Consider the following 22,816-nt stretch of genomic DNA (forward strand, 5'->3'; position numbering starts at 1 on the left):
CGTCGCCCGGGGCACCGCCGTGGAGCCCCGCAGCGAACCGGTGCCGGCGTCGGCCCTGGAGTTGACCGAGGAGCCGTCAGTCTGCCCGCGGGAGTGGGGGGATCGGGCGACCGGGCGACCCTCATCGCGACGATGCTCCCCGGACTGGCAGCAGTCGCCGCATTGGTTTTCACCTGGGTATCCGTGACCCAAGTGTCCGAAGAACTGGCAATTTCGAAGCAGGGACAGATCGCGGATCGGTACGACAAGGCATTGGAGAGGCTCAGCGGCAATTCGGCGAATATACGCAGAGGCGCCATCTTTTCCCTGCAAGGCATCATGGAAGACTCTCCGCGGCAGCAGCCCGCGGTGATCGATGCGTTGTCCGGGTACATCCGCACGCACGCCACCAAGAAAATGTCGGCTGAGAAGGCCCCCGACGTTCAGGCCGCACTCTCCGCGCTCGGTCATCGCGACCCTTCCCAAGACGGTGACAGCACCATCAACCTCAGAGGCGTCCATCTGGCAAACGCCGATCTGCGAGGAGTCGACCTGGCCGAGGCGAACCTCGGCGAAGCGGTTCTGTCCAACTGCAACTTGGAGGGCGCGAATCTGTCCGGTGCGGACCTCCGCCTCGCCTCGTTGAGACAGGGGAGTCTGAAGGGTGCCAACCTGGCCGAGGCGAATCTGGGCAGTGCGGTCCTGAATGACGCAAACATGATCAAGGCGAAGCTGTCCAACGCTCGGCTCAATTCGGCCGTGCTGAAATCTGCCGTCCTGATAGACGCAGATCTGCGAAACGCCTACCTCTACGAGGCCGACTTACAGGAAGCGGATCTGACCAACGCGGATCTGACCGGGGCGGACCTGACCGGGGCGGACCTGACCCAGGCAAGCCTGGAAGCCGCCCGTCTGGACGGCGCGGACTTGACCAGCGTTCGTCGTCCGGAAGTAGATCTGCCGACGTCAGTACCGTCCCGCATCTCTTCACCGTCAGCCGGAGCGCCGGACGCGGAAGGATGAGAACGCTCGGCCTGTGCCCGGGTGTTGCGGCGGCGGACGCCGTGCAAGCCGTCCCGAAGACACTCCCGGCTCCCTGCGAGCCCCTGTCAGGTGCGCCCCTCGGTCGGCGACCCGGGCGCGCAGTGCCTCGCGGACGATGGGCCATTCGTCTGCGAGCAGGCTGTAGTGCAGGGAGTCGCGGCGAGTGCCGTCCGGGCGCCGCAGGTGGCTGCGCGGGATTCCTTCGTGGACCAGGCCGAGGCAAGCCAGGGCCTGTTGCGTATTCACGCTCTCCCGCGTCCATGGCGTCATGCCCTCATAGCTGGGGAGAGCGAGCGGGACGGTACCCGGACAAGTCCACCGGCACCGGAGAAGCAAGAACCTGACATGGTGTCCGATGGGCGGCCGTCGCGCGCCCCATCGCAGTTGTGGGACTCCGTGCGGACCGCTGTGAGGTGCGCCGTAATTCGATGGCGTCGTGGCCCGCGTACCTCTAGAGTCGGAGCCGTTCGAGCGGCGACCTCGGGTTGCCGCGGGTGATTTGACTTGTTCGGGGGGTGTGACCGATGGCTGTCTCTGTGATGGGCGCTGCCCGCATCCGGAAGTTCATCAAGTCCACTTCCGTGGTCTCCGGCTGACCTCTCTCTTCCCGCGCCAGTGAGCGCGGTGCCGGGGCCACCCTTGTGAAGGGTCACCCCTTGTCTTTCTCTTCCTTTCAGCTTCCTTCTTCGCATCCTCTCGCCCTGTACGGCTGGGATGGGGAATGGGAGGCCGAGTTCGCTCCGTACGTGGAGCAGGGTCTGTTGCCCGGTCGTGTGGTACGGGTCGACCGTGGTCTGTGCGATGTCGTCACTCCGGCAGGCGTCGTCCGTGCCGATACCGAGTTCGTTGTGCCCCGTGACCCGATGAAGGTCGTGTGTACGGGTGACTGGGTCGCCGTCGATCCCGAAGGTGACGATCCGCGGTATGTGCGGACGCTGTTGCCTCGGCGCACCGCCTTCGTACGCTCGACCTCGTCGAAGCGTTCCGAGGGCCAGGTGCTGGCCACCAACATCGATTACGTCGTCATCTGTGTGTCGCTCGCGCTTGAACTGGACCTCGGGCGGATCGAGCGGTTCCTCGCGCTCGCGATGTCCTGCTCCAGTGGTGAGGCACTGCTGCATAGGTCGGCACTCTCCTGGGAGTCCGGTGCGCAGCCCCTGGTCGTCCTCACCAAGGCCGACCTCGTGCCCGAGGCGGCGACGCTCGGACACCTCGTCCAGGACGTCGAGACGGCGGCGCCCGGGGTCCCGGTGCTGCCGGTCAGCTCCAGCGCGGGGGAGGGTCTGGACGTGCTCGCGGCGGTGCTGTCGGGCGGCACGACCGTCCTCCTCGGACAGTCCGGCGCGGGCAAATCGACCCTCGCCAACGCACTGATCGGCGAGGACGTGATGGACGTACGGGCCGCGCGTGACGTGGACGGCAAGGGCCGCCACACCACGACGACCCGCAACCTTCTCGCCCTCCCCGGCGGGGGTGTCCTCATCGACACGCCCGGACTGCGCGGAGTCGGCCTCTGGGACGCCGAGACCGGCGTCGGGCAGGTCTTCTCCGAGATCGAGGAACTGGCCGCCGACTGTCGCTTCCACGACTGCGCGCACGAAGCGGAGCCCGGCTGCGCGGTTCTCGCCGCCGTCGACTCCGGCGTCCTTCCCGAACGCCGCCTCGACAGCTATCGCAAGCTGCTGCGCGAGAACCAGCGGATCGTCGCCAAGACGGATGCGCGGGTGCGGGCGGAGATTCGACGGGACTGGAAGCGGAAGGGGGCGGAAGGGAGGGCGGCGATGGACGCCAAACGGGGTCGTTGGCACTGAGCCTGCGCGGAAACGGGGTCGTTGGCACTGAGCCTGCGCGGAAACGAGGTCGTTGCCACTGAGCCTGCGCGGAAACGGGCTCCGGGGCTGCGCCCCAGACCCCCCGGGCAGGCTCAGTGGCTGCGGGCCGGCGGGGGCTGGTTGCGCGGTTCCCCGCGTCCCTGAGGGTGGGGCTTCGCCCCGCATCTCCCGGCCGCTCGAAGTTCTTCGGCCGACGGCCGGCGGGGGCTGGTCGCGTAGTTCCCCGCGTCCCTGAAAGCCTCCACCCCGGCCGGCGTCTTCAGCCTGTCCGACGTTTGAGGACGAGCCCTTCGGGCGATTCGGGGGTCCGGGGGCGCAGCCCCTGGCGGGGTGGAAGGGGCGGAGCCCCTGGGATGTGGACGGGTAGGGGCGGCGGGGGCGGAATCAGGTTTTTGGGGTTGAGCGTCGTGTCTGAAAGCCGCCAGTCGAAGGGCGGACGGCGGCGCAGACTGGTAGGTGTGATTGACGCGGAGACCAGGTACGAGGCGGTGCGGAGCAGGGACGCCCGGTTTGACGGGGAGTTCTTCTTCGCGGTGGAGACGACCGGGATCTACTGCCGGCCCAGCTGCCCGGCGGTGACGCCGAAGCGGCAGAACGTGCGGTACTACACGACGGCCGCCGCGGCGCAGAGCTCGGGCTTCCGAGCCTGCCGCAGATGCCGCCCGGACGCCGTCCCCGGCTCCGCGGAGTGGAATGTACGGGCCGACGTCGTAGGGCGCGCCATGCGACTCATCGGGGATGGCGTGGTCGACCGGGAGGGGGTCGCAGGGCTCGCCGTCCGGCTCGGATACAGCGCCCGCCAGGTGCAGCGGCAGCTCACCGCGGAAGTCGGCGCGGGCCCCGTCGCCCTCGCCCGCGCCCAGCGCGCCCACACCGCCCGCGTCCTGCTCCAGACCACCGGCCTGCCGATCACGGAGATCGCGTTCGCGGCCGGATTCGCCAGCGTCCGGCAGTTCAACGACACGATCCGCGCGGTGTATGCCTCGACGCCGAGCGAACTGCGCTCGGCCGCCGCACCACGGGGCGGGACCGGAGCCCGGCGCACCGTCACCCCCACCGCCGGGATCCCGCTGCGCCTCGCCCACCGAGGCCCCTACCAGTCCGCCGCCGTCTTCGACCTGCTCGCCCACGAGATCGTCCCTGGGGTGGAGGACATCGGCGGCACCCCCGGCCGCCGTACGTACCGCCGCACCCTCCGCCTCCCGTACGGCACCGGAATCGTCGCGGTGGACGAACGCTCGCGCGGCTGGCTCGACGCCCGGCTCCACCTCACCGACCTGCGCGACCTCACCACCGCCGTCCAACGCCTGCGCCGGCTGTTCGACCTCGACGCCGATCCGTACGCCGTCGACGAGCGGCTGGGCGCCGACCGGCGGCTGGCCCCGCTGGTCGCCGCGCGCCCCGGCCTGCGCTCGCCGGGTGCCGCCGATCCGGACGAGCTGGCCGTGCGCGCGCTGGTGGGGCGGGCGGAGGCCGAGCGGTTGGTGCGGCGGTACGGGAAGGCGCTGGACGCCCCGAGCGGCACGCTCACCCATGTGTTCCCGGAGCCGGCCGTCCTCGCGGAGGCCGAGCCCGACGGCCCCCTCGGCGCGCTCACCACCGCCCTCGCCGACGGCACCCTGCGGCTGGACGCGGGCGCGGAGCGCGACGAGGCACAGGAGGCGCTGCTGGCGTTGCCGGGACTGGACGGCCGTACCGCCGCCGAAATCCGTACGCGCGCGCTCGGCGACCCCGACGTGGTGCCGCCGGGGGTGGATGTGCCGGACGCGTGGCGCCCGTGGCGCTCGTACGCCGTTCAACACCTCAGGGCGGCGGGGGAGTTGGAGTGAAGCTCCCGGGCTGCCGTCGGGAACGTCAGTGTCGCGGTGCCGGGAGCAGGCGCGGTTCCAGGCGCTCCTCGACCGCCCGGTCCCCCTCGCGCCGGACGACGTACGCCCCCTTGCCCGGCGTCTCGCTGACGGTCTCGACGAGTGCGGTACCGCGGTAGACCAGGCCCACGCCGTCGTCGGTGCAGTGGCTGAGCGGCAGCGTGCCCTCGGCGACGAGCCGGTGGACCAGGGGGCGGCGGCCGGGGTCGGTGTCGTAGTGGACGCCGTTTCCGTACGGGAGGAAGCCGAGACCGTTGGTGAGCGGCCGCAGTTCGGGGCCGAAGGAGTCGGTGGTGCCACCCTGGAACCAGCAGATGGATCCGGCGCTCACCCCGCTGAGGACGACCCCGGCCTGCCACGCGCGACGGAGGATCGCGTCCAGTCCGTGTACGCGCCACACGGCGAGCAGGTTCGCCACCGAACCGCCCATCACCCACACCACGTCCTGCTCCAGCACCGCCGCCTCGATGTCATCGAGGTTGGGCATGGGGAAGAGGTGCAGCGGCGTCAGGTCGAAGCCCGCGACGCGCGCCGCCTCGCTCATCCGGGTGGTGAAGTGCTCGGCGTCGCCGATCGCGGTACCGACGTACATGACCCGGGGCCGACGCCCGTGCACGCCCGACAGTTCGACGGCGTGGTGGACGAGCGCGTCGAAGGTCAGCCGGGTGCGGCCGCCGACGCGGTGACCACCCGACGTGGCCAGGACGGTGGGTTCCGTGGCGGTCATGACCGGTGACCCTACCAAGCGCAGTCGGGGCTCCGGTCAGTCCTCCAGGCCCCAACTGTGGATGCGCCGGGGATGGATGCGGATCAGTTCCTCGCTGAAGTGCGGCCCCAAGTCGTGGGGGCCGGTGAGGAGTTCGGCCTCGCCCCGGATGTCGATGCCGCGCACCTTCCACGGCTGCAGGCTCACGATGTCGTCGACGACGAGCGCCACCTTCGGGTTCTTCCGCAGGTTGCGCCACTTCTTCGTGGTGCCCATCGCATAACCGCCGATCAGGATCGTCCCGTCGTCCTGCGGGAAGAAGCCGACGGGGTTCGCCTGCGGCTGCCCGTGGGCGTCCACGGTGGCCAGCCGGCCCAGTCGCTGTGTGGTGAGGTAGGCGCGTTCCGCCTCGCTGAATTCGGTCATGGCAGCAGCCAAACACGCCCGTGCATGAACCGCATCGGGTCCTGGTCCTAGGTCTCCCGCCCAAAGCGGTTCGGGCGTCGCTCTGTTCGGGACGATCGAACGATAGGTCCTACGAATCAGTGGTGCGGGTGAGTGAGGACGGCCAACGGTGTGACCTTTCGTTGACGGGCCCGACGGTGAGGGAAGCGATGCCGTATGACCCGCGTGATCAAGGCTCGTCATCTCTTCACCGCCCTGGTGACCGTTCTGGCGCTCGTCCCGCCGGCCGCGAGCGCCGATGCGGGGCCCACCCCCCTCACCGGCCCTGACCGCGGCCTCGGCAGCGATCAGGCGCTCTGGACCGGCACCTGGGAGACCGCCCCCTCCGGAACCGCCCCCGCCCTGCCCGGGGCCTCGATCCGCAACGTCGTGCACACCAGCGTCGGCGGCAGCGCCGCCCGCGTCCGCGTCTCCAACCGGCTCGGCACCGCACCACTCCAACTCGACGCCGTCACGGTCGCGGTGCAGGAGTGGGGCAGGCCCATGAGCCCGAACGCCGCCCCGGGGTCGCTGCGCGTCGCCACGTTCGCCGGCCGCCGATCCGTGACGATCCCCGTGGGGCAGGACATGGTCAGCGACCCCGTCGACCTCCCGATCCCCGCCGACGCCAACCTCCTGATCTCGGTCCACACCCCCGCCGACTCCGGCCCGGCGACCTACCACCGCTCCGCGTTCCAGACCAACTTCCTGGCCCGCGAAGGGGACTGGACCGCCGACGAGCCCGGCACCGCTTACACCGTCACCCTCGGCAACTGGTACTACGTGACCGGTGTCGACGTACTGGGCGCTCCCGCCGCGGGCAGCGTGGTCGCGCTCGGGGACTCCCTCACCGACGGCACCGGCTCGACGTCCAGCGCCAACCGCCGCTGGCCCGACCTGCTCGCCGCCCGTCTGCGCATGCTCCCCGCGCACCGCCGGCTCGGTGTCCTCAACGCGGGGATCTCCGGAAACCGCCTCCTGCAGGAGAGCGGCGGCCCGAGTGCCCTGACCCGCCTGGACGCCGACGTCCTCTCCCGCGCCGGAGTGCGCACGATGATCGTGCTGGAGGGCATCAACGACATCAAGGGCACGCCCGAGCAGACGGACCCTCTCGCCATCGAGGACGCCTACCGCCGGATCGTGGAGCGCGCCCACGCCCGCGGAATCCGGGTCGTCGGCGCCACGATCACCCCGTACGGCGGATATGGCGCCTATACGGAGTCCCGCGAGGCGGTCCGGCTGACGGTCAACGCCTTCATCCGCAACGCCGATCTCTTCGACGCGGTCGTGGACTTCGACGCCGCCGTCCGCGACCCGGCCGACCCGCACCGCATTCTCCCCGCCTACGACCCCGGCGACCACCTCCACTTCAACGACACCGGGATGCAGGCGCTGGCCGACGACATCGACCTGGACGAGCTCCTGCGCTAGGGCCTAGGCGGGCAGCCCCCACCGGGGAGCGTCCGCGTTCGGCCGTACCGGCGTGACGGTCAGGTCCGGGCGGTCGCCCTTTGCCGTGATCAGCGCCGACTCGCCGCGGCGCAGGGCGACTTGGATCGTCCCGTCGCCGACCGTCTCGTACCGCAGCGGCCGTCCCCGCCCGTCCCGTACGTCGATCGCGCCCGCGATGCCGTGCCGTACGACGCAGGGCGCGCCCGCCTCGCTGACCAGCCGGACCCAGCGGGTCGCGCCGCCCTTCCGTACCGCACTGAGCAGAAAGGCGCCCTGGGTGCGGAAGTCATGGACCGTCAGGTCCGCCCAGGCGGCGGGCAGGGCGGGGAAGACCCGGACGACGCCGCCCCAGGACTGGCAGACCATGTCGTGCAGGGACTGGGCGGCCGACAGCGGCGTCTCGATGACCGGGCCCGACTCCTTGTACATGGTGTTGGGCTGGATGAAGCGGGTCATGAGCTGACCGAGGTACTTGAGAGCGTCCTCGCCCTTGCCGAGCAGCGCGGACATCGAGGCGGCGCCCGTGAAGGTGTACCCCTGAAGGGCACCCTCGAAGCCCACCCAGTGCGCCAACGACTTCTCGATCAGCGCCAGTTCGTCGGGAGTGCGGCCGGTCAGCTCGTACAGCGGGTACACCGCGAGCAGATGCGAGTAGTGCCGGTGCGACTTCGCGAAGGGGATGTCCGCGCCGATCATGAAGCCGTTGGTGTCCGTCGGGTACGGCACCCGCTTGGCCAGCACCTCGCGCCAGCGCGGCGCCAACGCGTCGTCGATGCCGAGGAGTTCGGCCGACTCCAGCAGGGTGCGGCAGCCCCAGGTCAGCAGCATCAGGTCGTAGTTGCAGTCGCGCGAGTTGCCGCCGTACTCGGGGGAGAAGGTGGCGGGCAGGTGCAACTTCCCGTCCGCGCCCGGCTCCAGGAAGTGCAGGTAGTAGTTGACCGCCTTGCGCAGCAGGGGGAAGAGGACGTCCCGCAGGATCGACTCGTCCATGGTGTGGCGGTAGCTGAGCCAGACGTTGTGCAGGGCCCAGGTGAGGTTGCCGACCTCGGGAGTGGGCGGGTCCTGGCCGGGGATGCCGACGCCGTAGCCGGTGAGGGTGCCCGCCGCGCCGTTGACGAGCTGGGGGTCCGTGGTGCGCGGGATGCCGAGCGAGTCGGCGCGGTACCGGTCCGCCACCTCCTTCGACAGATTGCCCCGGAACTCGCTCAACGCCCTGGTCACGGCGTCGAGTTCGAGGTGGTTCGAGCCGTGGATCAGCCAGTACTCCAGCTGGACGTTGAGGTTCCACCAGGTGTTGGGCCAGGGCGTGGACTCCAGCCAGGGGCCGCTGGTCGCCATCACGGGCGCGTCCCGCCGGGCCGCCGACGCCGTCTTGTAGAGCTGGATCCAGTAGAAGCGCTGGATGCGCGCGTCGGGGAGGGAGAGGAAGCTCTTGCGGTAGTAGGCGTGCCACCAGGCACGATGGGTTCCAGCCAGCAGGTCGTACGGCAGCGCCGACGCCCCGCGCACGGCGGCGAGCGCCCGGCCCAGCGCCGTGGACCTGGGATACGAGTGCGCGACATGCACGTACAGGCATCGTGTTCCGCCCCGCGTCCGCTCCCGCCACGCGGTCACGTGCTGTCCACCCGACAGCAGGGGCTGTACGGCGGTGGAGACGCCGTCGTGTGTGGCGACCTCGGCGGGCGGGTTGCCCTGGTGGCCGTCCGGGAGGGGCTTGAAGTCGGCGCGCGGGCTGATCGCGTCCGTCGGGTGGAAGACCCAGCGGAAGTCGCGCTCGCCCTCGCTGGGGGTCACCTCGACGGCGAGGACCGAGCGGGAGTTGTGCACCAGGGCGCGGAGCGTGAGGGTGCCCTTGTCCGTGGTGAGGGTGCCGGTCAGTTCGGCGTCGCGCAGGCCGAGCCGCCAGTCCAGGCCCGTGATCGCGCCGACCGGCTCCAGCGTGAACCAGCCGATGGGCAGGCGGGCGAGGCCGAAGAGGGAGCCGAACTCGGGGCGGTGGTCCTGCACCTGCGAGTGCTGGACGTTGAAGCGCACGGCCGAGAAGGAACCGGTCTCCGCGCCCGGTTCGGCGTAGATCCCGGAGCCGAGGAATCCGTTGCCGAGGTAGGGGCCCTCGTACCAGGTCTTCGGCATCCGCTGCCAGACCAGATCGGCGTCTTCGAGGACGGTGCGCCAGGGGTCGGAGATGTCCGCGTGACCGGCCGCCCGGGCCTGGGCGGGCATGCCTCCGGCGAGCAGGGTGCCGCCGAGGGCGGATCCGGTGGCGAGGACGGTACGTCTGGACGGGCTGGGCATGCGGGTGCCTCCAGGCGGCTCGAGCGACTGCGCTTCAGGCGTTTCATCGATTCATCGGAGCTATCCCGCGATGCAACGTAGAGAAGTGGCTGCAGCCCGTCAATATGAAGGGAGAGATCCGATGTGTTGGTGCCCGTTCCTGTGAGGCCGCTCAGCCCCAGATCACTGCGGTCAGCCACGCGGCCGTGACCAGCAGGCAGGCGAACAGCTCCGTCAGGACGCGCCAGCCGCCCGACCGCATGACCGTCCCCACCGCGGCCTTCGCCGGGCCGTGCCCGCCCAGCCGCGGCCGCTCGTAGAGATAGATCCCGCCGAGGAAGCCCGCGACCGCGCCGACCACCGGCAGCAGAACGAAACCGAGCAGTGCCCCGACCCCGGCGTACACGCCCATGCGGGGAGTGGCGCCGGCCTCCCGGAGCCGTCGGGGCGCCAGCCCCCAGCGGATCGCCTGGGCGAGCACCAGGACCACGGTCGCGCCCACCAGTACGCCCCAGGTGAGGGCCCGTGGGTCGGCCAGGGCCCACCACAGGACCGCGGCCCAGACCAGCCACGACCCCGGCACACCGGGCACCAGTACTCCGCACAGGCCGAGCACGATCACCACGCCGACCAGCAGGAGTTCCCACGCTCCCATCTGCCCAGGGTGACTGAGCGGGCGCGAAGGCGCAGGTCAGTCGCGGGCCACCCAGCCCCTCTCGTAGGCGTGCCAGCCCAGCTGGAGCCGGGTCGTGACGCCCGCCAGCTCCATCAGCCGCTTCACCCGGCGCTGTACGGTCCTGAGGCCCAGGTCGAGCTGTTTGGCGACGCTCGCGTCGGTCAGCCCGGCCAGCAGCAGGGAGAGGATCTCCAGGTCGGTGACGTCGGGGCCGTCCGGCTCCTGCTCCATGACGCCCCTGCTGCCGAGCCGCAGCGGCAGTGCGTCCCGCCACACCGACTCGAACAGGCCCGACAGCAGCTCCAGCAGCCCGCTGGCGTGCACGACGAGGGCGGCGGGCTCCGCGGTGTGCGAGGTGAGCGGCACCATCGCGAGCGTCCGGTCGGCGATCACCAGCTTGGTCGGCACCTTGTCCACGACCCGCACCTGCTCGTCGCGGCTGAGCGCGGCGGACAGCTCGGTGAGGCCGGTGGGCTGGTCGAGAACGGCGCGTTCGAGCACCACGCGGTAGCCGACGCCGCGTCCCGCGGCCTGTTCCTCCGCGTCGTTGTCCATCCCGGAGACCACCATCGGGTTCCCGGTGACCAGCGCGCACACCTCCGTGGCCGCGCCCAGCTGGAGCTGGAGGAAGCGCTGGGTGACCGCCGCCGCTCCGATCACCACCTCCACCAGGTCGTGCACGGCGGGTTCGGTGGCCTGGGCGCGGTACTCCTCGGCGAGCAGGGCGGCCGCCAGTTCCGCCTTCTCCAGCTCGTGCCGCTGCTGCGTGAGCAGTGCGCCGAGGGCGACGCCGGGCGGCGCCGCGACCCAGCGTCCCGGGCGGCCCGAGGACTGGGCCGCGAGACCGTGCCGCTCCAGTCGGCGCAGGGCGCGCTCGGTGTCGTGCTCGCCGAGCGTGAGCCGCCGCGCGAGGTCGGGCACGTCGGCGGCGCCCACGGACACCAGTGCCCGGTACGCCGACTCGTGCGTCTCGTCCAGACCTATCGCTCCCAGCATGCGGCGATGCCCTCCCCAAATCCCGTTCCGGCCGTGACCTGGCGGAAATCGGCCACGGCGCAAACCCGCCTCGGCACATCATCGCCGTGGCACCCGTAACTCTGCCAAGCTCACGGCACCGCGGCAGCAACAGCCGCCCGTAATGCCCGGCTTGGGCCGGACCGGCCTGCGTGGACGCGGGCGGAGTGATCTTGGGAGTGGCACCTTGGGGAGCGCGACAGCGCGCGTCACAGGGGAACCTCAGGGAAGCAGGTCACACTCAGGGCGCCGCCGGGCGGTTCTCCCGTGGGGGGTGGAATCGTCCGGCGGCTTCGACGCGACGTCCGACGTTTCTTCAACCCTCCGCACCCGTACGGCCATTCGATACGTCACCCGACGCGTCGTTCGACTACCAGTCCTATGGCCGGTTTTGCCGGATGCCCCGTTTTCATGCGGCTCTCGCGGTGGACAATTAGGGGCATGAGCCAGCAGGGGGAGAGGCCTACCGGTCACGAGGACGACTGGTGGGGACAGCTGTACGACGACTCCACCGGGGACACCGGGCCCACGCCCGCGGCCGATTCCCTCGACGACCGCTTCGCGTCGGCCGCGGGGACGGTGGGATCGGGGTCCGCGCCTCGGGCCGCGCCGCCCGAGCGGGACGGGTTTCCCGTCGTCCCTGAGCAACGGGGCGGCGGCGCCACCCCGCGCGGCGAGGAACCGGGCCGCCGCCTCGCCCCCCGCTGGGACCGCGAGCCCCGGTCCGATCCACCCGACCGCTTCCTCGACCCGGCCCGGCCCGCCGAGAACCTGCCCCCGTCGACAAGCGCGGACGCCGGCTCCTCGCGCAGTGGCGGGGACTTCGGCGTCTCGGGAGGCAGGGAGGACTCCGAGCCCTCTCGCGGTGGCGGGGACCCGGGCCTTTCGTGGGGCGGCGGGTACCCGGGTGCCTCGGGGAGCGGGGAGGATCCCGGCCCCGCGTCGGCCGACGCGGAGCCCGGCCCTTGGTGGAGCGGCGAGGCCACAGGCTTCTCTCGGAGTGGTGTGGATCCTGGCTCCTCGGGGGGTGGCGAAGAGCCCTCGACCCCCTGGGAACCCCCGCCCGCCGAACCGCAGACCCCCGCGGCCTTCCCGCCGGGACCGACGCCGCCCGGGTTCCACGCCGAGTCGCTCCGCGGCCGTACGTCCAAGGAATCGCCCGGCGCGGCGGTGCCACCGCGCCCCACCGCGCCGCCGGATCCCGCCCCGCCCGGCGCAGCCGCCCCCGTGGATGCCCCTCCCGCCCCGCCGCCCCCCGCGCCGGTCCTCACCGTCCCCCACCAGCCACCCCCGGTCGACCACGTCGGCTCGGGCCCGCCCACCTACGACGCCGAGCCCACCGCCCTCCCGTCCGCCGACCCGGACGACCTCGACGAGCTGGTCGCCGACACCGTCCTGGACGGGGCGCGCTACGGGGCGAGCACCCTGCGCGCGGCCTCCGTGCGCGGCGACTCCGCGCGCTTCAGGGGCGAGCCCCGCCGGGACTCCCTGCTCACCGCCCGCTTCGGAGCGGGCGAGCACGCGCTGGTGCTGGTGGCGATGGCGACGGGCGCCCGGGCGACCCCCGGCGCGCACCGGGCGGCGGCCGAGGTGTGCCGGTGGATCGGGCGCGCCGTGGGCCGCAGCCACGCGCGGCTGGCCGAGGACATAAGGGCGGCCCGTCGCGGCGACCTGAAGTCGGGCCTGCACCGGCTCACCGACCGCAGCCTCGGCAAGCTGCGCGCGAGCGCCGCCGAACAGGGCATCGAACCCGAGGAGTACACCGCCGACCTGCGCTGCCTGCTGCTCACCGGGGACCCCGAGTGCCGTACACGCGTCTTCTTCGGAGTCGGCGCCGGCGGTCTGTTCCGGCTGCGGGACGGCGAGTGGCAGGACATCGAGCCGCGGGTCGCCGAGACCACCGGCGAGGCCGTGGTCGGCTTCGGTTCGCTGCCGCACGAGACCCCCGAGGGCGACCGGCTCACCATGGACCTGGGCATCACCACGCTCCCGAGCCCGTACGAACCGTCCCCCAAGCTCTCGGCTGCGCTCGAGCAGGGAGGTACCCCCACCGAACTGCCCCGCGAACCCTTCCGCTTCCGCGCCTCCGTCGCCCGACCGGGTGACACGCTGCTGCTGTGCACGGGCGGCCTCGCGGAGCCCCTGCGTGGCGAACCGCAGTTCTGCGAGCACCTGACGGCGCGGTGGTCGGGGGGCGAGCCGCCCGGCCTCGCCGCGTTTCTCGCCGACACCCAGGTACGGGTGAAGGGATACGCCGACGACCGGACCGTCGCGGCCGTTTGGGAGGCGTAACCGCGCACCGTGTGAATTCATGGACCCAAAGGATGAACCAAGGGACCCGCGGGATCCATGGATCACAAAGAGGTGCGTGCAGCATGGCCAAACAGAACGTCGCCGAGCAGTTCGTCGACATCCTCGTCCGTGCGGGCGTCAAGCGCCTGTACGGCGTGGTCGGCGACAGTCTCAACCCGGTGGTGGACGCGATCCGGCGCAACGCGGCGATCGACTGGATCCACGTCCGGCACGAGGAGACGGCTGCCTTCGCCGCGGGCGCCGAGGCCCAGATCACCGGCAAACTCGCCGCCTGCGCCGGCTCCTGCGGTCCCGGCAACCTCCACCTCATCAACGGTCTGTACGACGCCCACCGCTCCATGGCCCCGGTCCTCGCCCTCGCCTCGCACATCCCCTCCAGCGAGATCGGCCTCGGCTACTTCCAGGAGACCCACCCGGACCAGCTCTTCCGTGAGTGCAGTCACTACAACGAGATGATCTCCAACCCGAAGCAGATGCCGAGGCTGCTGCAGACCGCCATCCAGCATGCGGTGGGCCAGTCGGGCGTCAGCGTCGTCTCCCTCCCCGGCGACATCGCCTCCGAGCCCGCCCCGGACAAGGCCCTCGAGACCGCCCTCGTCACCTCCCGGCCCACCGTCCGCCCCGGCGACACCGAGATCGACAAGCTCGTCGCGATGATCGACGAGGCGGACAAGGTCACACTCTTCTGCGGCAGCGGCACGGCGGGCGCGCACGCCGAGGTCATGGAGTTCGCGGAGAAGGTCAAGTCCCCGGTCGGACACGCGCTGCGGGGCAAGGAGTGGATCCAGTACGACAACCCGTACGACGTCGGTATGAGCGGTCTGCTCGGCTACGGCGCCGCCTACGAGGCCACCCACGAGTGCGACCTGTTGATCCTGCTCGGCACCGACTTCCCGTACAACGCCTTCCTCCCGGACGACGTCAAGATCGCCCAGGTCGACGTCCGGCCCGAGCGCCTGGGCCGCCGCTCCAAGCTGGACCTGGCGGTGTGGGGCGATGTGAAGGAGACCCTGCGCTGTCTGACGCCCCGGGTGAAGCCCAAGGGGAACCGCCGCTTCCTCGACAAGATGCTGAAGAAGCACGCGGACGCGCTCGAGGGTGTCGTCAAGGCGTACACGCGCAAGGTCGAGAAGCACGTTCCGATCCACCCCGAGTACGTGGCCTCCGTCCTCGACGAACTCGCCGACGAGGACGCGGTGTTCACGGTCGACACCGGGATGTGCAATGTGTGGGCGGCCCGCTACATCTCGCCCAACGGCCGCCGCCGGGTCATCGGTTCGTTCTCGCACGGCTCGATGGCGAACGCGCTGCCGATGGCGATCGGGGCCCAGTTCACCGACCGGGGCCGGCAGGTCGTCTCGATGTCCGGAGACGGCGGGTTCTCCATGCTGATGGGTGACTTCCTCACCCTCGTCCAGTACGACCTGCCGGTGAAGGTCGTCCTCTTCAACAACTCCGCCTTGAGCATGGTCGAGTTGGAGATGCTGGTCGCCGGGCTGCCGTCGTACGGGACCACGAACAAGAACCCCGACTTCGGGGCCGTCGCGCGTGCGTGCGGGGCGTACGGCGTGCGCGTCGAGAAGCCCAAGGACCTCCCCGGCGCCTTGAAGGCCGCCTTCAAGCACAAGGGCCCGGCTCTCGTCGACATCGTCACCGACCCCAACGCCCTGTCCATCCCGCCGAAGATCAGCGCGGAGATGGTGACCGGGTTCGCCCTGTCGGCGTCGAAGATGGTCCTGGACGGTGGCGTCGGCCGAATGGTGCAGATGGCCCGCTCCAACCTGCGCAACGTGCCGCGTCCCTGACCGGCTCCCCGTCGAGTACGGCCAGAGCGGCAGCCGAGAGTCGGTAGACGGACCGAGCGCTCGCGGTCAACACGTCGCCCGGGAAGGGGAGGCGCCGGGTGGCGCGGGCCCGCCGGGTGCGCCGTCGCCGTGCGCGGGGGCGCACCGGCTCACCTCCACCTCGCGGACCCGGCCAGGGGGATGCGTCGGCCGTACTGTGCGCCTCGAGCAGGCGTCGGGCAGGGCGAGCGGGGCTTTTCACGGGACGTGTCGCCGTGGCACGAGCCGGCCCCGCAGAGTCCTGGCGTACGGGCTGTGGTGTCCCACAGGCCATCGTTCCGGCGCGACGCCGTGCTTCCGCTCGGGAATGGCTGGTCGTTGACCATTCGACATGACTGCCGCGTCGCCGATGGGGCATGGATTCCCGTGAACATGTTCGATCAGGAGGGGAACCCGACATCGGCATGCAGGCGGGGGTCATGAAGAGGCAGGTACGAGGGGGCGGTCCCGTGGCCATCGGGGCCTCCTCGGCGCAGGCAGTGGAGGAAGAAGCGACCGACGGCGCGAGGGACCCGGCAGCCGCGCAGCTCAGGCGGCGGCTGGCCAGGGCCGATCTACGAGCGGTGCCAGAGGCCCGCAAAGCACTGAGGGAACTCTTACGGCACTGGGGGAAGCCGGAGAAGTCCGAGATAGCCGAGTTGCTGACCAGCGAACTCGTCACCAACGCCCTCATCCACACCGACCACGACGCGGTCCTGACGGCCACCGTCGGACCCCGCGGACTTCGCGTGGAGGTACGGGACTTCGTGGGACGCAGGCCCAGGCCGCGGGTACCGATCGCCGACGACGGTACGCACGGCAGAGGCCTCGTCCTCGTCCAGTCCCTCGCGGACGCCTGGGGTGTACGCCCGCACGGCGTGGGCAAGTCGGTCTGGTTCGAACTGGACGGCGGCGCGGTGTAGTCACCGCGCCGCCGTAGTTCCTGTCCGGGGTCCGGCCGTTCAACGGCCGGACCACCCCGGTGTCTCAGCCGAACTGCTGCTCCAGGTCCTTGAGCTTGCGCTCCAGGGAGTCGAGTCGCGGCAGGGCCATGGTGTCGTCCTCCGCGGTGAGATCGACCGTGATCGGGTCACCACTCTTGCGGACGGGCTGAAGGGAGGGCCGTGAGCGTACGGGCAGCTCCGGCGCTATGGCAGGCTCCGCGGTGGCCTGCGCGGGAGCACGCTCCACGGTCGTCTCCAGCTGCTGCCGGCCACCACCACCGCCACCACGGCCGGGCAGGCCCCGGTGACCGCGGCTGAGCGCCTTGAGGTGCGCACGCTCGACCCGCTCCTCGTTCCGTCGGCGCAGGCGGTTCTGCTCCTTCTGGCGCTTGTCCTCGCGGACCTCCTCCACCGCCTCGTCCAGCGTGCGGACGTTCTCCAGGAGCATCAGCGACCAGGCGCTGTACGTCTCACGGGGCGCGCGCAGCCAGCGGACGATACGGATCTGCGGCAGCGGACGCGGGACGAGGCCCTGCTCACGCAGCGCGGCGCGGCGGGTCTGCTTCAGCGCCCGGTCGAACAGCACGGCGGCCGACAGGGACATGCCCGCGAAGAACTGGGGAGCGCCCGAGTGGTCCACACCCCGGGGAGCGTGCACCCAGTTGAACCAGGCGGCGGCACCGGCGAAGGTCCACACGAGTATCCGGGAGCCGAGCGCCGCGTCACCGTGGCTGGCCTCGCGCACGGCGAGGACGGAGCAGAACATGGCCGCGCCGTCCAGACCGAACGGGACGAGGTACTCCCAGCCGTCGGTGAGTCCGAGGTTCTGCTGGCCGAAGCCGACGAGGCCGTGGAAGGAGAGTGCCGCGGCGACCGCGGCACAGCAGAAGAGCAGCACATAGGAGGCCGTGCCGTAGACGGCTTCCTTACGCCTGCGACGCTCCTCGCTGCGCTCCCACGAGTCGTCGTTGCTGCTGCTCGCGTTCTCCCCGGACCGCTTGCTGCGCGCGAGCACCGCCACCGCCGCCAGCAGTCCCAGGAGCAAAACGGCGCCCGGAAGCAGCCAGTTCAGCGATATGTCGGTCAATCTCATCTGGGGTCCCTTGCATTGGGATAGGGCGTAACGCCCGCCATATTGGCCCACGCCCGTCGACCCTCAGGGGGTTTCGGGGCAAGAGGCCGCCAAGGGAGTGCAAGGGGATGCGCAGGGCGACATTCTGCTCGAACTGCCGCGCGAGGGACGGGAGCTGAGTGCGAATAAGATTACCCGTACGGATGGTTCTACGGAAAGTTCCTGCGACAAGTGAGGAAGTTGTGAAGTGCCTGTCATCTGTCGGGCACCCGTCGGGAGTCTCAATCGGAGTTGATCTTAGGGCACCCGGGGGGCCGTCCGTGCGGTGGGGTGGGCGCTCAATCCGTCGCGGTGGCCGTCAACTTGGCGATGCGGTCCGTGTCGCAGGTGCGCGGGCAGTTGACGCAGGTGTCCTCGGGACGCAGGGTGTAGAAGAAGCAGCAGCTCGCCCGGTCGCGGGTGGGCAGGGACTCCCCGTTCGGGCCGCTCAGCTCACGGAACGCGGCGGATCCGACGTAGGGCCGGGTGGCCCCCGGCAGCAGCAGCTCCAGCTCGCGCAGCGCGCGCCGCTCCTCGCCGAGCAGCTCGGCGACGTACCAGAGACCCTCGACGACCTCGTCGGTCGCCATGCCCCACAGGGCCCGGCCGCGGCGCCGCATGCGCCGGCCGAAGCCGCCGAGGACCGGCTCCAGGTGTTCGGCCGCCGCCGCCCGTACCTCGGCCCGCAGCGCCTCCTCGTCCGGGACGACCCGGGCGCCGGGCAGCAGGGCCGCCGGGTCGCCCGGCAGGCAGGCGAATTCCTCGACCCGGACCGCCATCCGGCCGAGCGTGCGCTGGAATGTGACGCGCTCCACAGGAAGCCGGGGCACCCGGCGCAGCAGGAACCACGGGACGGTGATCAGCAGACAGGCCGGCCAGGCGTACCGGTGCAGCCCGAAGCTCGCCACCACGTCCGGGCGCGCCCGCTGTCCGTAGTCCCTGATGACCTGCGCCTCGTCCCAGGCGAGGAAGGTGTCGAGGTCGGCCCCGCCTGCCGCGAGCCCGGCGGCGCCGACCCAGCCGTCGCCCTCCGGGGCCGTTTCCCCCTGCCCCAGTTCCCGCACGCTCAGCTGCGGAAAGACCTCGGTCAGCCGGGTGTACGCGTCCGTGACGGCCGAGCGGGCGGGGTGGGTGTCGGCGAGGCCCGGGGCGCCTGTGGCCAGGGCGGGAGCGGACATACGGGTACCCCGCTTCACGATCGTTGACAGGTTAGGCTTACCTTACCCTCGATATCGGATGTTTGAACTGGGGCCATGTGCGCCTATGGTGCTTGACGGACGGGTAACAACCGCCGCAATGACCCCCAAGTACCACCAAGCCCGGAGGAGGACCCCGTGGAGCAGGCCGGTTCGCTGGGCGCGCGCGGTTCCACCGGGTCAGCGGCCCCGGACATCCGTACGGCGTCCGTCCGGGTGCCCGCGCAGGCACGGGCGGCGGACGTCGAGCGGGAGCGGGGCGTCGCCTCGGACGAGTCCCGGTCCGCCTCCGGGGCCCGTGGCGAGCACACCCACAGCGAGCCGCCCATCCCGCACCCCCGCGTGGAGAGCGCGCGCCCCGTGGTCCAGCGGGCCTCGGTCCGCGGGCAGATCCTCGACGCCCTGCGCACCGCCCTCGTCGCGGGCGAGCTCGCCCCCGGCCAGGTGTACTCGGCGCCCGTGCTCGGCGAACGCTTCGGGGTCTCGGCCACGCCCGTACGCGAGGCGATGCAGCAGCTCGCCCTCGAAGGCGCCGTCGAGGTCGTACCGAACCGGGGCTTCCGCGTCGTCCGGCGCGGGACGCGCGAGCTGGCCGAGCTCGCCGAGATCCGCGCCCTCCTCGAAGTGCCGGTGGTGCTGCGCCTCGCCCGCACGGTGCCCGCCGCGCGCTGGGCCGAACTGCGCCCGCTCGCCGAGGCGGCGGCGCGTGCCGCGTCCGCGGGGAGCCGTGCCACCTACGCCGAGTGCGACCGCGCCTTCCACCACGCGATCCTCGCCCTCGCCGGCAACGACCAGCTCGTACAGTTCGCCGACGACCTGCACCGCCGCGCCCAGTGGCCCCTCGCCGGCGGCCCCGTCCCGCGCGGGCGCGCGGACCTCATGGCCGACGCCGCCGAGCACATAGCCCTCCTGGACGCCCTGACCGCCCAGGACCTCCCGGTCGTCCAGTCCCTCGTACGAGAGCACTTCGCCGACAACTAGGGCCTGTCCGGTACGTCGCCTTCCCCCGACGGACGTCACGGCTCCGTACGTGCCGGGCAACAGGACGCGCCGACGGGAACCCGTACGGCTCCGCACGCGTGCCCCCCGGTACCAGCAGCACACCGGGGGAGAAGAGAAGATGCCCGACCCGTCCTGGCAGGCGATGCAGCAAGCTCAGCAGGCCCAGCAGATCCACCAGAACCACGTACGCCACCACCGCGCGGCACACGACATGGCCCAGGCCCACGCCCGCCACACCGGGGCGCCCCCCACACACCGTCCCGTGCCGCACACCGGCGCCCGGGGCGGCGGCCTGCGCGGCCTCCTGGTCCTGATCATCATCGTCGGGGTCGTGGTCTACGTCGCCCATGACCCCGAACTCCGCACCGCGGTGGGGAACTTCGCCCGCAACCTCCTGGCACACGTCCAGAGCAACTGACCCGGTCCGGCGAACGCGGGGGACTGCGGCGCCCCTTCAGCGGCGCGGGGCCGTGACACGTGCGGCTCCGCCGCGCGGGCGCGACCAGCCACGACGAATCCGCAGCCTCCTCGCGGCCTCAAGCCGTCGCCGCAGGCGGAGTCAACTGCCGGGCCAACCAGGTGGGCACACCCCCGAGCAACCGGAACAACCGCCCCGCCTCCGCCCGCAGCCGGGACGCCTCCGGCTCGACCTCGGCATCCGCGAGCGAGGCCAATGCCGGGGCGGTGCCCACCAAGTACCCCAACTCCTCCCGAATCCGCAGGGATTCGGCGAACCCGTGCCGCGCCTCGGCCAACTCCCCCTCCCTCAGGGCGAGTCCGGCAAGGTGCCGCCAGGTGAAGGAGAGCAGCAGCGGGTCGGCCTGGGCGACGGCGCCCGCATGGGCGCGCCGGTACGCGGCCCGCGCGGCCTGCGGCGACTGCGCGAGGTTCTCGGCGAGCAGCCCGCGCCGGAAGTCGAGCAGCGCCCGCCCCGGCGCCCCCGGGGCGATCAGCGCGGCGGCCCGTCCGAGCGCGGCCCGCGCCTCGTCCGCCCGGTCGCGCACCCCGAGCAGCGTGGCCGCGTACGCGAGCTGACCGCGCTCACAGGCAGCCGCCCCGCGCTCGTCGTCGCTCTGGGCCACCGCCTCTGCCGTCCGCAGCGCGTCCTCCGCCTCGGCCCAGCCCTGCTCGGTGTACAGGCACCGCTCGACGAGGAGCGAGGCTCTCTGCAGCGCGGGCCCCGCCGTCCCGGGCTGGAGCAGTGCGGCGGCGTCGACCCAGCAGGCGCGTGAGCGCAGCCGCCATACCGCGGTCTGGAGTGGATCGTCCCCTGCGTTCGTTCCGGAACCAGACATGGCGGTATGCGCCACGTTGCCCTCCCCGAGCACGCCATTGAGCTGTTGAGTGGTGGCATCTCAGCACGGATCGCGGTACCCGGCCAAGGGGGTAGGTGAAGGATTTCACAAAGTCGTGGGACTGGTGCGGCACTTGCTGACACGCGCCGCACGCACCCGTGACCTCAGCTCATGCGCAACGCCAGGAAGAAGTCGAGCTTGTCCTCGAGGCGGGAGAGGTCCCGGCCCGTCAACTGCTCGATGCGGCCCACCCGGTAGCGCAGTGTGTTGACGTGCAGGTGGAGCCGCGTGGCGCAGCGAGTCCAGGAGCCGTCGCAGTCGAGGAACGCCTCCAGGGTCGGGATGAGTTCGGCGCGGTGGCGGCGGTCGTAGTCCCGGAGGGGGTCGAGCAGGCGCGCGGTGAAGGCGCGGCGTACGTCGTCCGGCACGAAGGGCAGCAGGAGGACGTGCGAGGCCAGCTCCTGGTGTCCGGCCGCGCAGACCCGGCCGGGGCGGGCGGCGGCGACCCGGCGCGCGTGCCGGGCCTCCTCCAGGGCGCCGCGCAGCCCCTCGGCCGAGTGCACGGCGGCGCTGACGCCGAGCGTGAGCCGCCCGTCGTCGTTCAGGCCGGCCGACAGCGGGTCGCGTACCGCCTCCAGGAGGGCGTCCGCGAGGATGCCCGTCTCGGAGCCGTCGTGCTCCGAGGAGACCGCCGGAAGAGGTACGAGCGCGATCGCCTCCCCACCCGCATGGGCGACGGCGATCCGGTCGGAGTGCTCGGGGCCGCTGGTCAGCGGGTCGACGAGGATCTCCTCCAGGAGCGACTGGGTGACCGGCCCGCCCTCGATCTCGCCGTCGTCCCACTCGACGCGGGCCACCACCACCTGCCAGTGCGGTGCGGCGCCGAGCCCGGGCAGCAGCACCGGGGCGGCGACGCGCAGCCGGGCCGCGATCTCCGCGGGGGCGGCCCCCGTCTGCACCAGTTCGAGGACCTCCTGCGCGAGCCGGCGCCGCACCGTGCGCGCCGCGTCCCGCCGGTCCCGCTCGACCGCGATCAGCTGGGTGACGCCCTGGAGCAGGTCGAGCCGCTCCGCGGGCCAGTCCCCGGCGTCCGCCTCGACCGCGAGCAGCCAGTCGGAGAGCACCGTCTCGCGCACATCGCGGGAGGCGGCCGCGGAGCGCCCGGAGGAGCGGATCGGGAAGAGGGAGTACGTCGTCGTGCCCACGAGCACCCGGTGCGGTCCGCGCCGCCCGGTGCGCGCCGCCGCGAGGTGCTCCGCGGCCAGCTTCGCGGACACGTCGGCGGGCAGCGCGGCCCCGGCGAGCTTCGAACCGGCGATGGGGCGTCCGGTGGGGGAGAGCACCCAGGCCCGCAGGTCGAGGTCGGTGCCGAGCAGGTCCAGGACCACGTCGGGGCCGCCGCCCGCCGGGCCTGACGTCATCATGCGCCGGTGCCGGTCCACCACTGCCGCGAGGTCTCCGGCGCGCTCGCCCGAGACCTGTCGTACGACATGCTCGGTGATCGTCGCGAACGCCACCGACTCGTGCACGGCGAACAGCGGCAGCCGGTGCCGGACGCAGGCCAGGATGAGGTCCTCCGGGACGTCACCGAGCTCCGCCTCACCGGCGGCGAGGGCCGCGACCCCGGCGGCCGCCAGGATCCGTACGAAGGGCTCGGAGTCCGCGGCGCCGTGCCGCCAGGCGAGGCCGGTGAGGACCAGCTCGCCGCCGGAGAGGTAGCGGCTGGGGTCCTTGAGGTCCGTGGTCATCACACCGCGTACGGTGCGGTCCAGCTCGTCCTCGCCGCCGAGCAGCCGCAGGCCCAGCGCGTCGGTGTCCAGCAGTGCGCGCAGCCGCATTCTCG

18 protein-coding genes are annotated in these 22,816 nt (G+C 71.7%); 9 read left to right on the plus strand and 9 right to left on the minus strand.

Features of this window, described 5'->3' with window-relative positions:
* Positions 1-132 precede the first annotated feature (132 nt).
* The 3 genes from ACFZDJ_RS33795 (at position 133) to ACFZDJ_RS33805 (ending at position 4,684) form a co-directional block, all read left to right on the plus strand.
* Positions 133-1,002, plus strand: a complete 870-nt coding sequence (locus ACFZDJ_RS33795; RefSeq protein WP_391064547.1) for a pentapeptide repeat-containing protein — start codon at positions 133-135, stop codon at positions 1,000-1,002.
* A 662-nt stretch (positions 1,003-1,664) separates the two neighbouring features.
* Positions 1,665-2,834, plus strand: coding sequence for a ribosome small subunit-dependent GTPase A (rsgA, locus tag ACFZDJ_RS33800; RefSeq protein ID WP_390934522.1), 1,170 nt, complete (start codon positions 1,665-1,667; stop codon positions 2,832-2,834).
* Positions 2,835-3,316: 482 nt separating this feature from the next.
* Entirely contained in the window at positions 3,317-4,684 is a 1,368-nt protein-coding gene (locus ACFZDJ_RS33805) for an AlkA N-terminal domain-containing protein (protein WP_390934611.1), read from the plus strand.
* A 25-nt stretch (positions 4,685-4,709) separates the two neighbouring features.
* Here ACFZDJ_RS33805 and ACFZDJ_RS33810 read toward each other — a convergent pair whose 3' ends face one another.
* Complete coding sequence (locus ACFZDJ_RS33810; RefSeq protein WP_390934521.1) at positions 4,710-5,450, minus strand: Type 1 glutamine amidotransferase-like domain-containing protein; 741 nt, start codon at positions 5,448-5,450, stop codon at positions 4,710-4,712.
* A 36-nt stretch (positions 5,451-5,486) separates the two neighbouring features.
* Complete coding sequence (locus tag ACFZDJ_RS33815) at positions 5,487-5,855, minus strand: PPOX class F420-dependent oxidoreductase (protein ID WP_390934520.1); 369 nt, start codon at positions 5,853-5,855, stop codon at positions 5,487-5,489.
* Positions 5,856-6,050: 195 nt separating this feature from the next.
* On the opposite strand from ACFZDJ_RS33815, the gene ACFZDJ_RS33820 reads away from it, so the two are divergent.
* The gene (locus ACFZDJ_RS33820) at positions 6,051-7,304 is read left to right on the plus strand and encodes a GDSL-type esterase/lipase family protein (protein ID WP_391064550.1); all 1,254 of its coding nucleotides are present in this window, start codon (positions 6,051-6,053) and stop codon (positions 7,302-7,304) included.
* 3 nt (positions 7,305-7,307) lie between these two features.
* On the opposite strand, the gene ACFZDJ_RS33825 is transcribed toward ACFZDJ_RS33820, so the two are convergent.
* The 3 genes from ACFZDJ_RS33825 to ACFZDJ_RS33835 all read right to left on the minus strand — a co-directional run bounded on the left by ACFZDJ_RS33825 (position 7,308) and on the right by ACFZDJ_RS33835 (position 11,271).
* Positions 7,308-9,620, minus strand: coding sequence for a glycoside hydrolase family 95-like protein (locus ACFZDJ_RS33825; protein ID WP_391064553.1), 2,313 nt, complete (start codon positions 9,618-9,620; stop codon positions 7,308-7,310).
* Between the two features lie 151 nt (positions 9,621-9,771).
* Positions 9,772-10,254 (minus strand): DUF456 domain-containing protein, encoded by a 483-nt coding sequence (locus ACFZDJ_RS33830; RefSeq protein WP_168512424.1) that lies wholly within the window; start codon positions 10,252-10,254, stop codon positions 9,772-9,774.
* A 36-nt stretch (positions 10,255-10,290) separates the two neighbouring features.
* Entirely contained in the window at positions 10,291-11,271 is a 981-nt protein-coding gene (locus ACFZDJ_RS33835) for a TrmB family transcriptional regulator (RefSeq protein ID WP_067375665.1), read from the minus strand.
* A 459-nt stretch (positions 11,272-11,730) separates the two neighbouring features.
* Between ACFZDJ_RS33835 and ACFZDJ_RS33840 the strand changes: the two genes are divergently transcribed.
* The 3 genes from ACFZDJ_RS33840 to ACFZDJ_RS33850 all read left to right on the plus strand — a co-directional run bounded on the left by ACFZDJ_RS33840 (position 11,731) and on the right by ACFZDJ_RS33850 (position 16,348).
* The gene (locus ACFZDJ_RS33840) at positions 11,731-13,581 is read left to right on the plus strand and encodes a protein phosphatase 2C domain-containing protein (protein WP_391064558.1); all 1,851 of its coding nucleotides are present in this window, start codon (positions 11,731-11,733) and stop codon (positions 13,579-13,581) included.
* An 83-nt stretch (positions 13,582-13,664) separates the two neighbouring features.
* Positions 13,665-15,407 carry a pyruvate dehydrogenase gene (locus tag ACFZDJ_RS33845; protein ID WP_384922693.1) on the plus strand — a complete coding sequence of 581 codons (1,743 nt, stop codon included), beginning with the start codon at positions 13,665-13,667 and terminating at the stop codon, positions 15,405-15,407.
* A 488-nt stretch (positions 15,408-15,895) separates the two neighbouring features.
* The gene (locus ACFZDJ_RS33850) at positions 15,896-16,348 is read left to right on the plus strand and encodes an ATP-binding protein (RefSeq protein ID WP_384922696.1); all 453 of its coding nucleotides are present in this window, start codon (positions 15,896-15,898) and stop codon (positions 16,346-16,348) included.
* Between the two features lie 64 nt (positions 16,349-16,412).
* On the opposite strand, the gene ACFZDJ_RS33855 is transcribed toward ACFZDJ_RS33850, so the two are convergent.
* Together ACFZDJ_RS33855 and ACFZDJ_RS33860 are read right to left on the minus strand one after the other, a co-directional pair.
* Positions 16,413-17,462: a DUF2637 domain-containing protein gene (locus tag ACFZDJ_RS33855; protein WP_384922699.1), complete on the minus strand. Its 1,050-nt coding sequence runs from the start codon at positions 17,460-17,462 to the stop codon at positions 16,413-16,415.
* A 317-nt stretch (positions 17,463-17,779) separates the two neighbouring features.
* Positions 17,780-18,658 (minus strand): (2Fe-2S)-binding protein, encoded by an 879-nt coding sequence (locus ACFZDJ_RS33860; protein WP_391064561.1) that lies wholly within the window; start codon positions 18,656-18,658, stop codon positions 17,780-17,782.
* Positions 18,659-18,814: 156 nt separating this feature from the next.
* On the opposite strand from ACFZDJ_RS33860, the gene ACFZDJ_RS33865 reads away from it, so the two are divergent.
* Together ACFZDJ_RS33865 and ACFZDJ_RS33870 are read left to right on the plus strand one after the other, a co-directional pair.
* A complete protein-coding gene (locus ACFZDJ_RS33865; protein WP_391064564.1) occupies positions 18,815-19,657 on the plus strand; it encodes an FCD domain-containing protein in 843 nt (280 codons plus the stop codon).
* Between the two features lie 139 nt (positions 19,658-19,796).
* Entirely contained in the window at positions 19,797-20,096 is a 300-nt protein-coding gene (locus ACFZDJ_RS33870; protein ID WP_390934514.1) for a hypothetical protein, read from the plus strand.
* Positions 20,097-20,214: 118 nt separating this feature from the next.
* On the opposite strand, the gene ACFZDJ_RS33875 is transcribed toward ACFZDJ_RS33870, so the two are convergent.
* Together ACFZDJ_RS33875 and ACFZDJ_RS33880 are read right to left on the minus strand one after the other, a co-directional pair.
* Positions 20,215-20,988: a hypothetical protein gene (locus ACFZDJ_RS33875; RefSeq protein ID WP_391064566.1), complete on the minus strand. Its 774-nt coding sequence runs from the start codon at positions 20,986-20,988 to the stop codon at positions 20,215-20,217.
* Between the two features lie 149 nt (positions 20,989-21,137).
* Positions 21,138-22,811 (minus strand): PucR family transcriptional regulator ligand-binding domain-containing protein, encoded by a 1,674-nt coding sequence (locus ACFZDJ_RS33880; protein ID WP_390934512.1) that lies wholly within the window; start codon positions 22,809-22,811, stop codon positions 21,138-21,140.
* Positions 22,812-22,816: the final 5 nt, after the last annotated feature.

This window comes from Streptomyces sp. NPDC007896 (genome assembly GCF_042959425.1).
Taxonomy (GTDB): Bacteria; Actinomycetota; Actinomycetes; order Streptomycetales; family Streptomycetaceae; genus Streptomyces.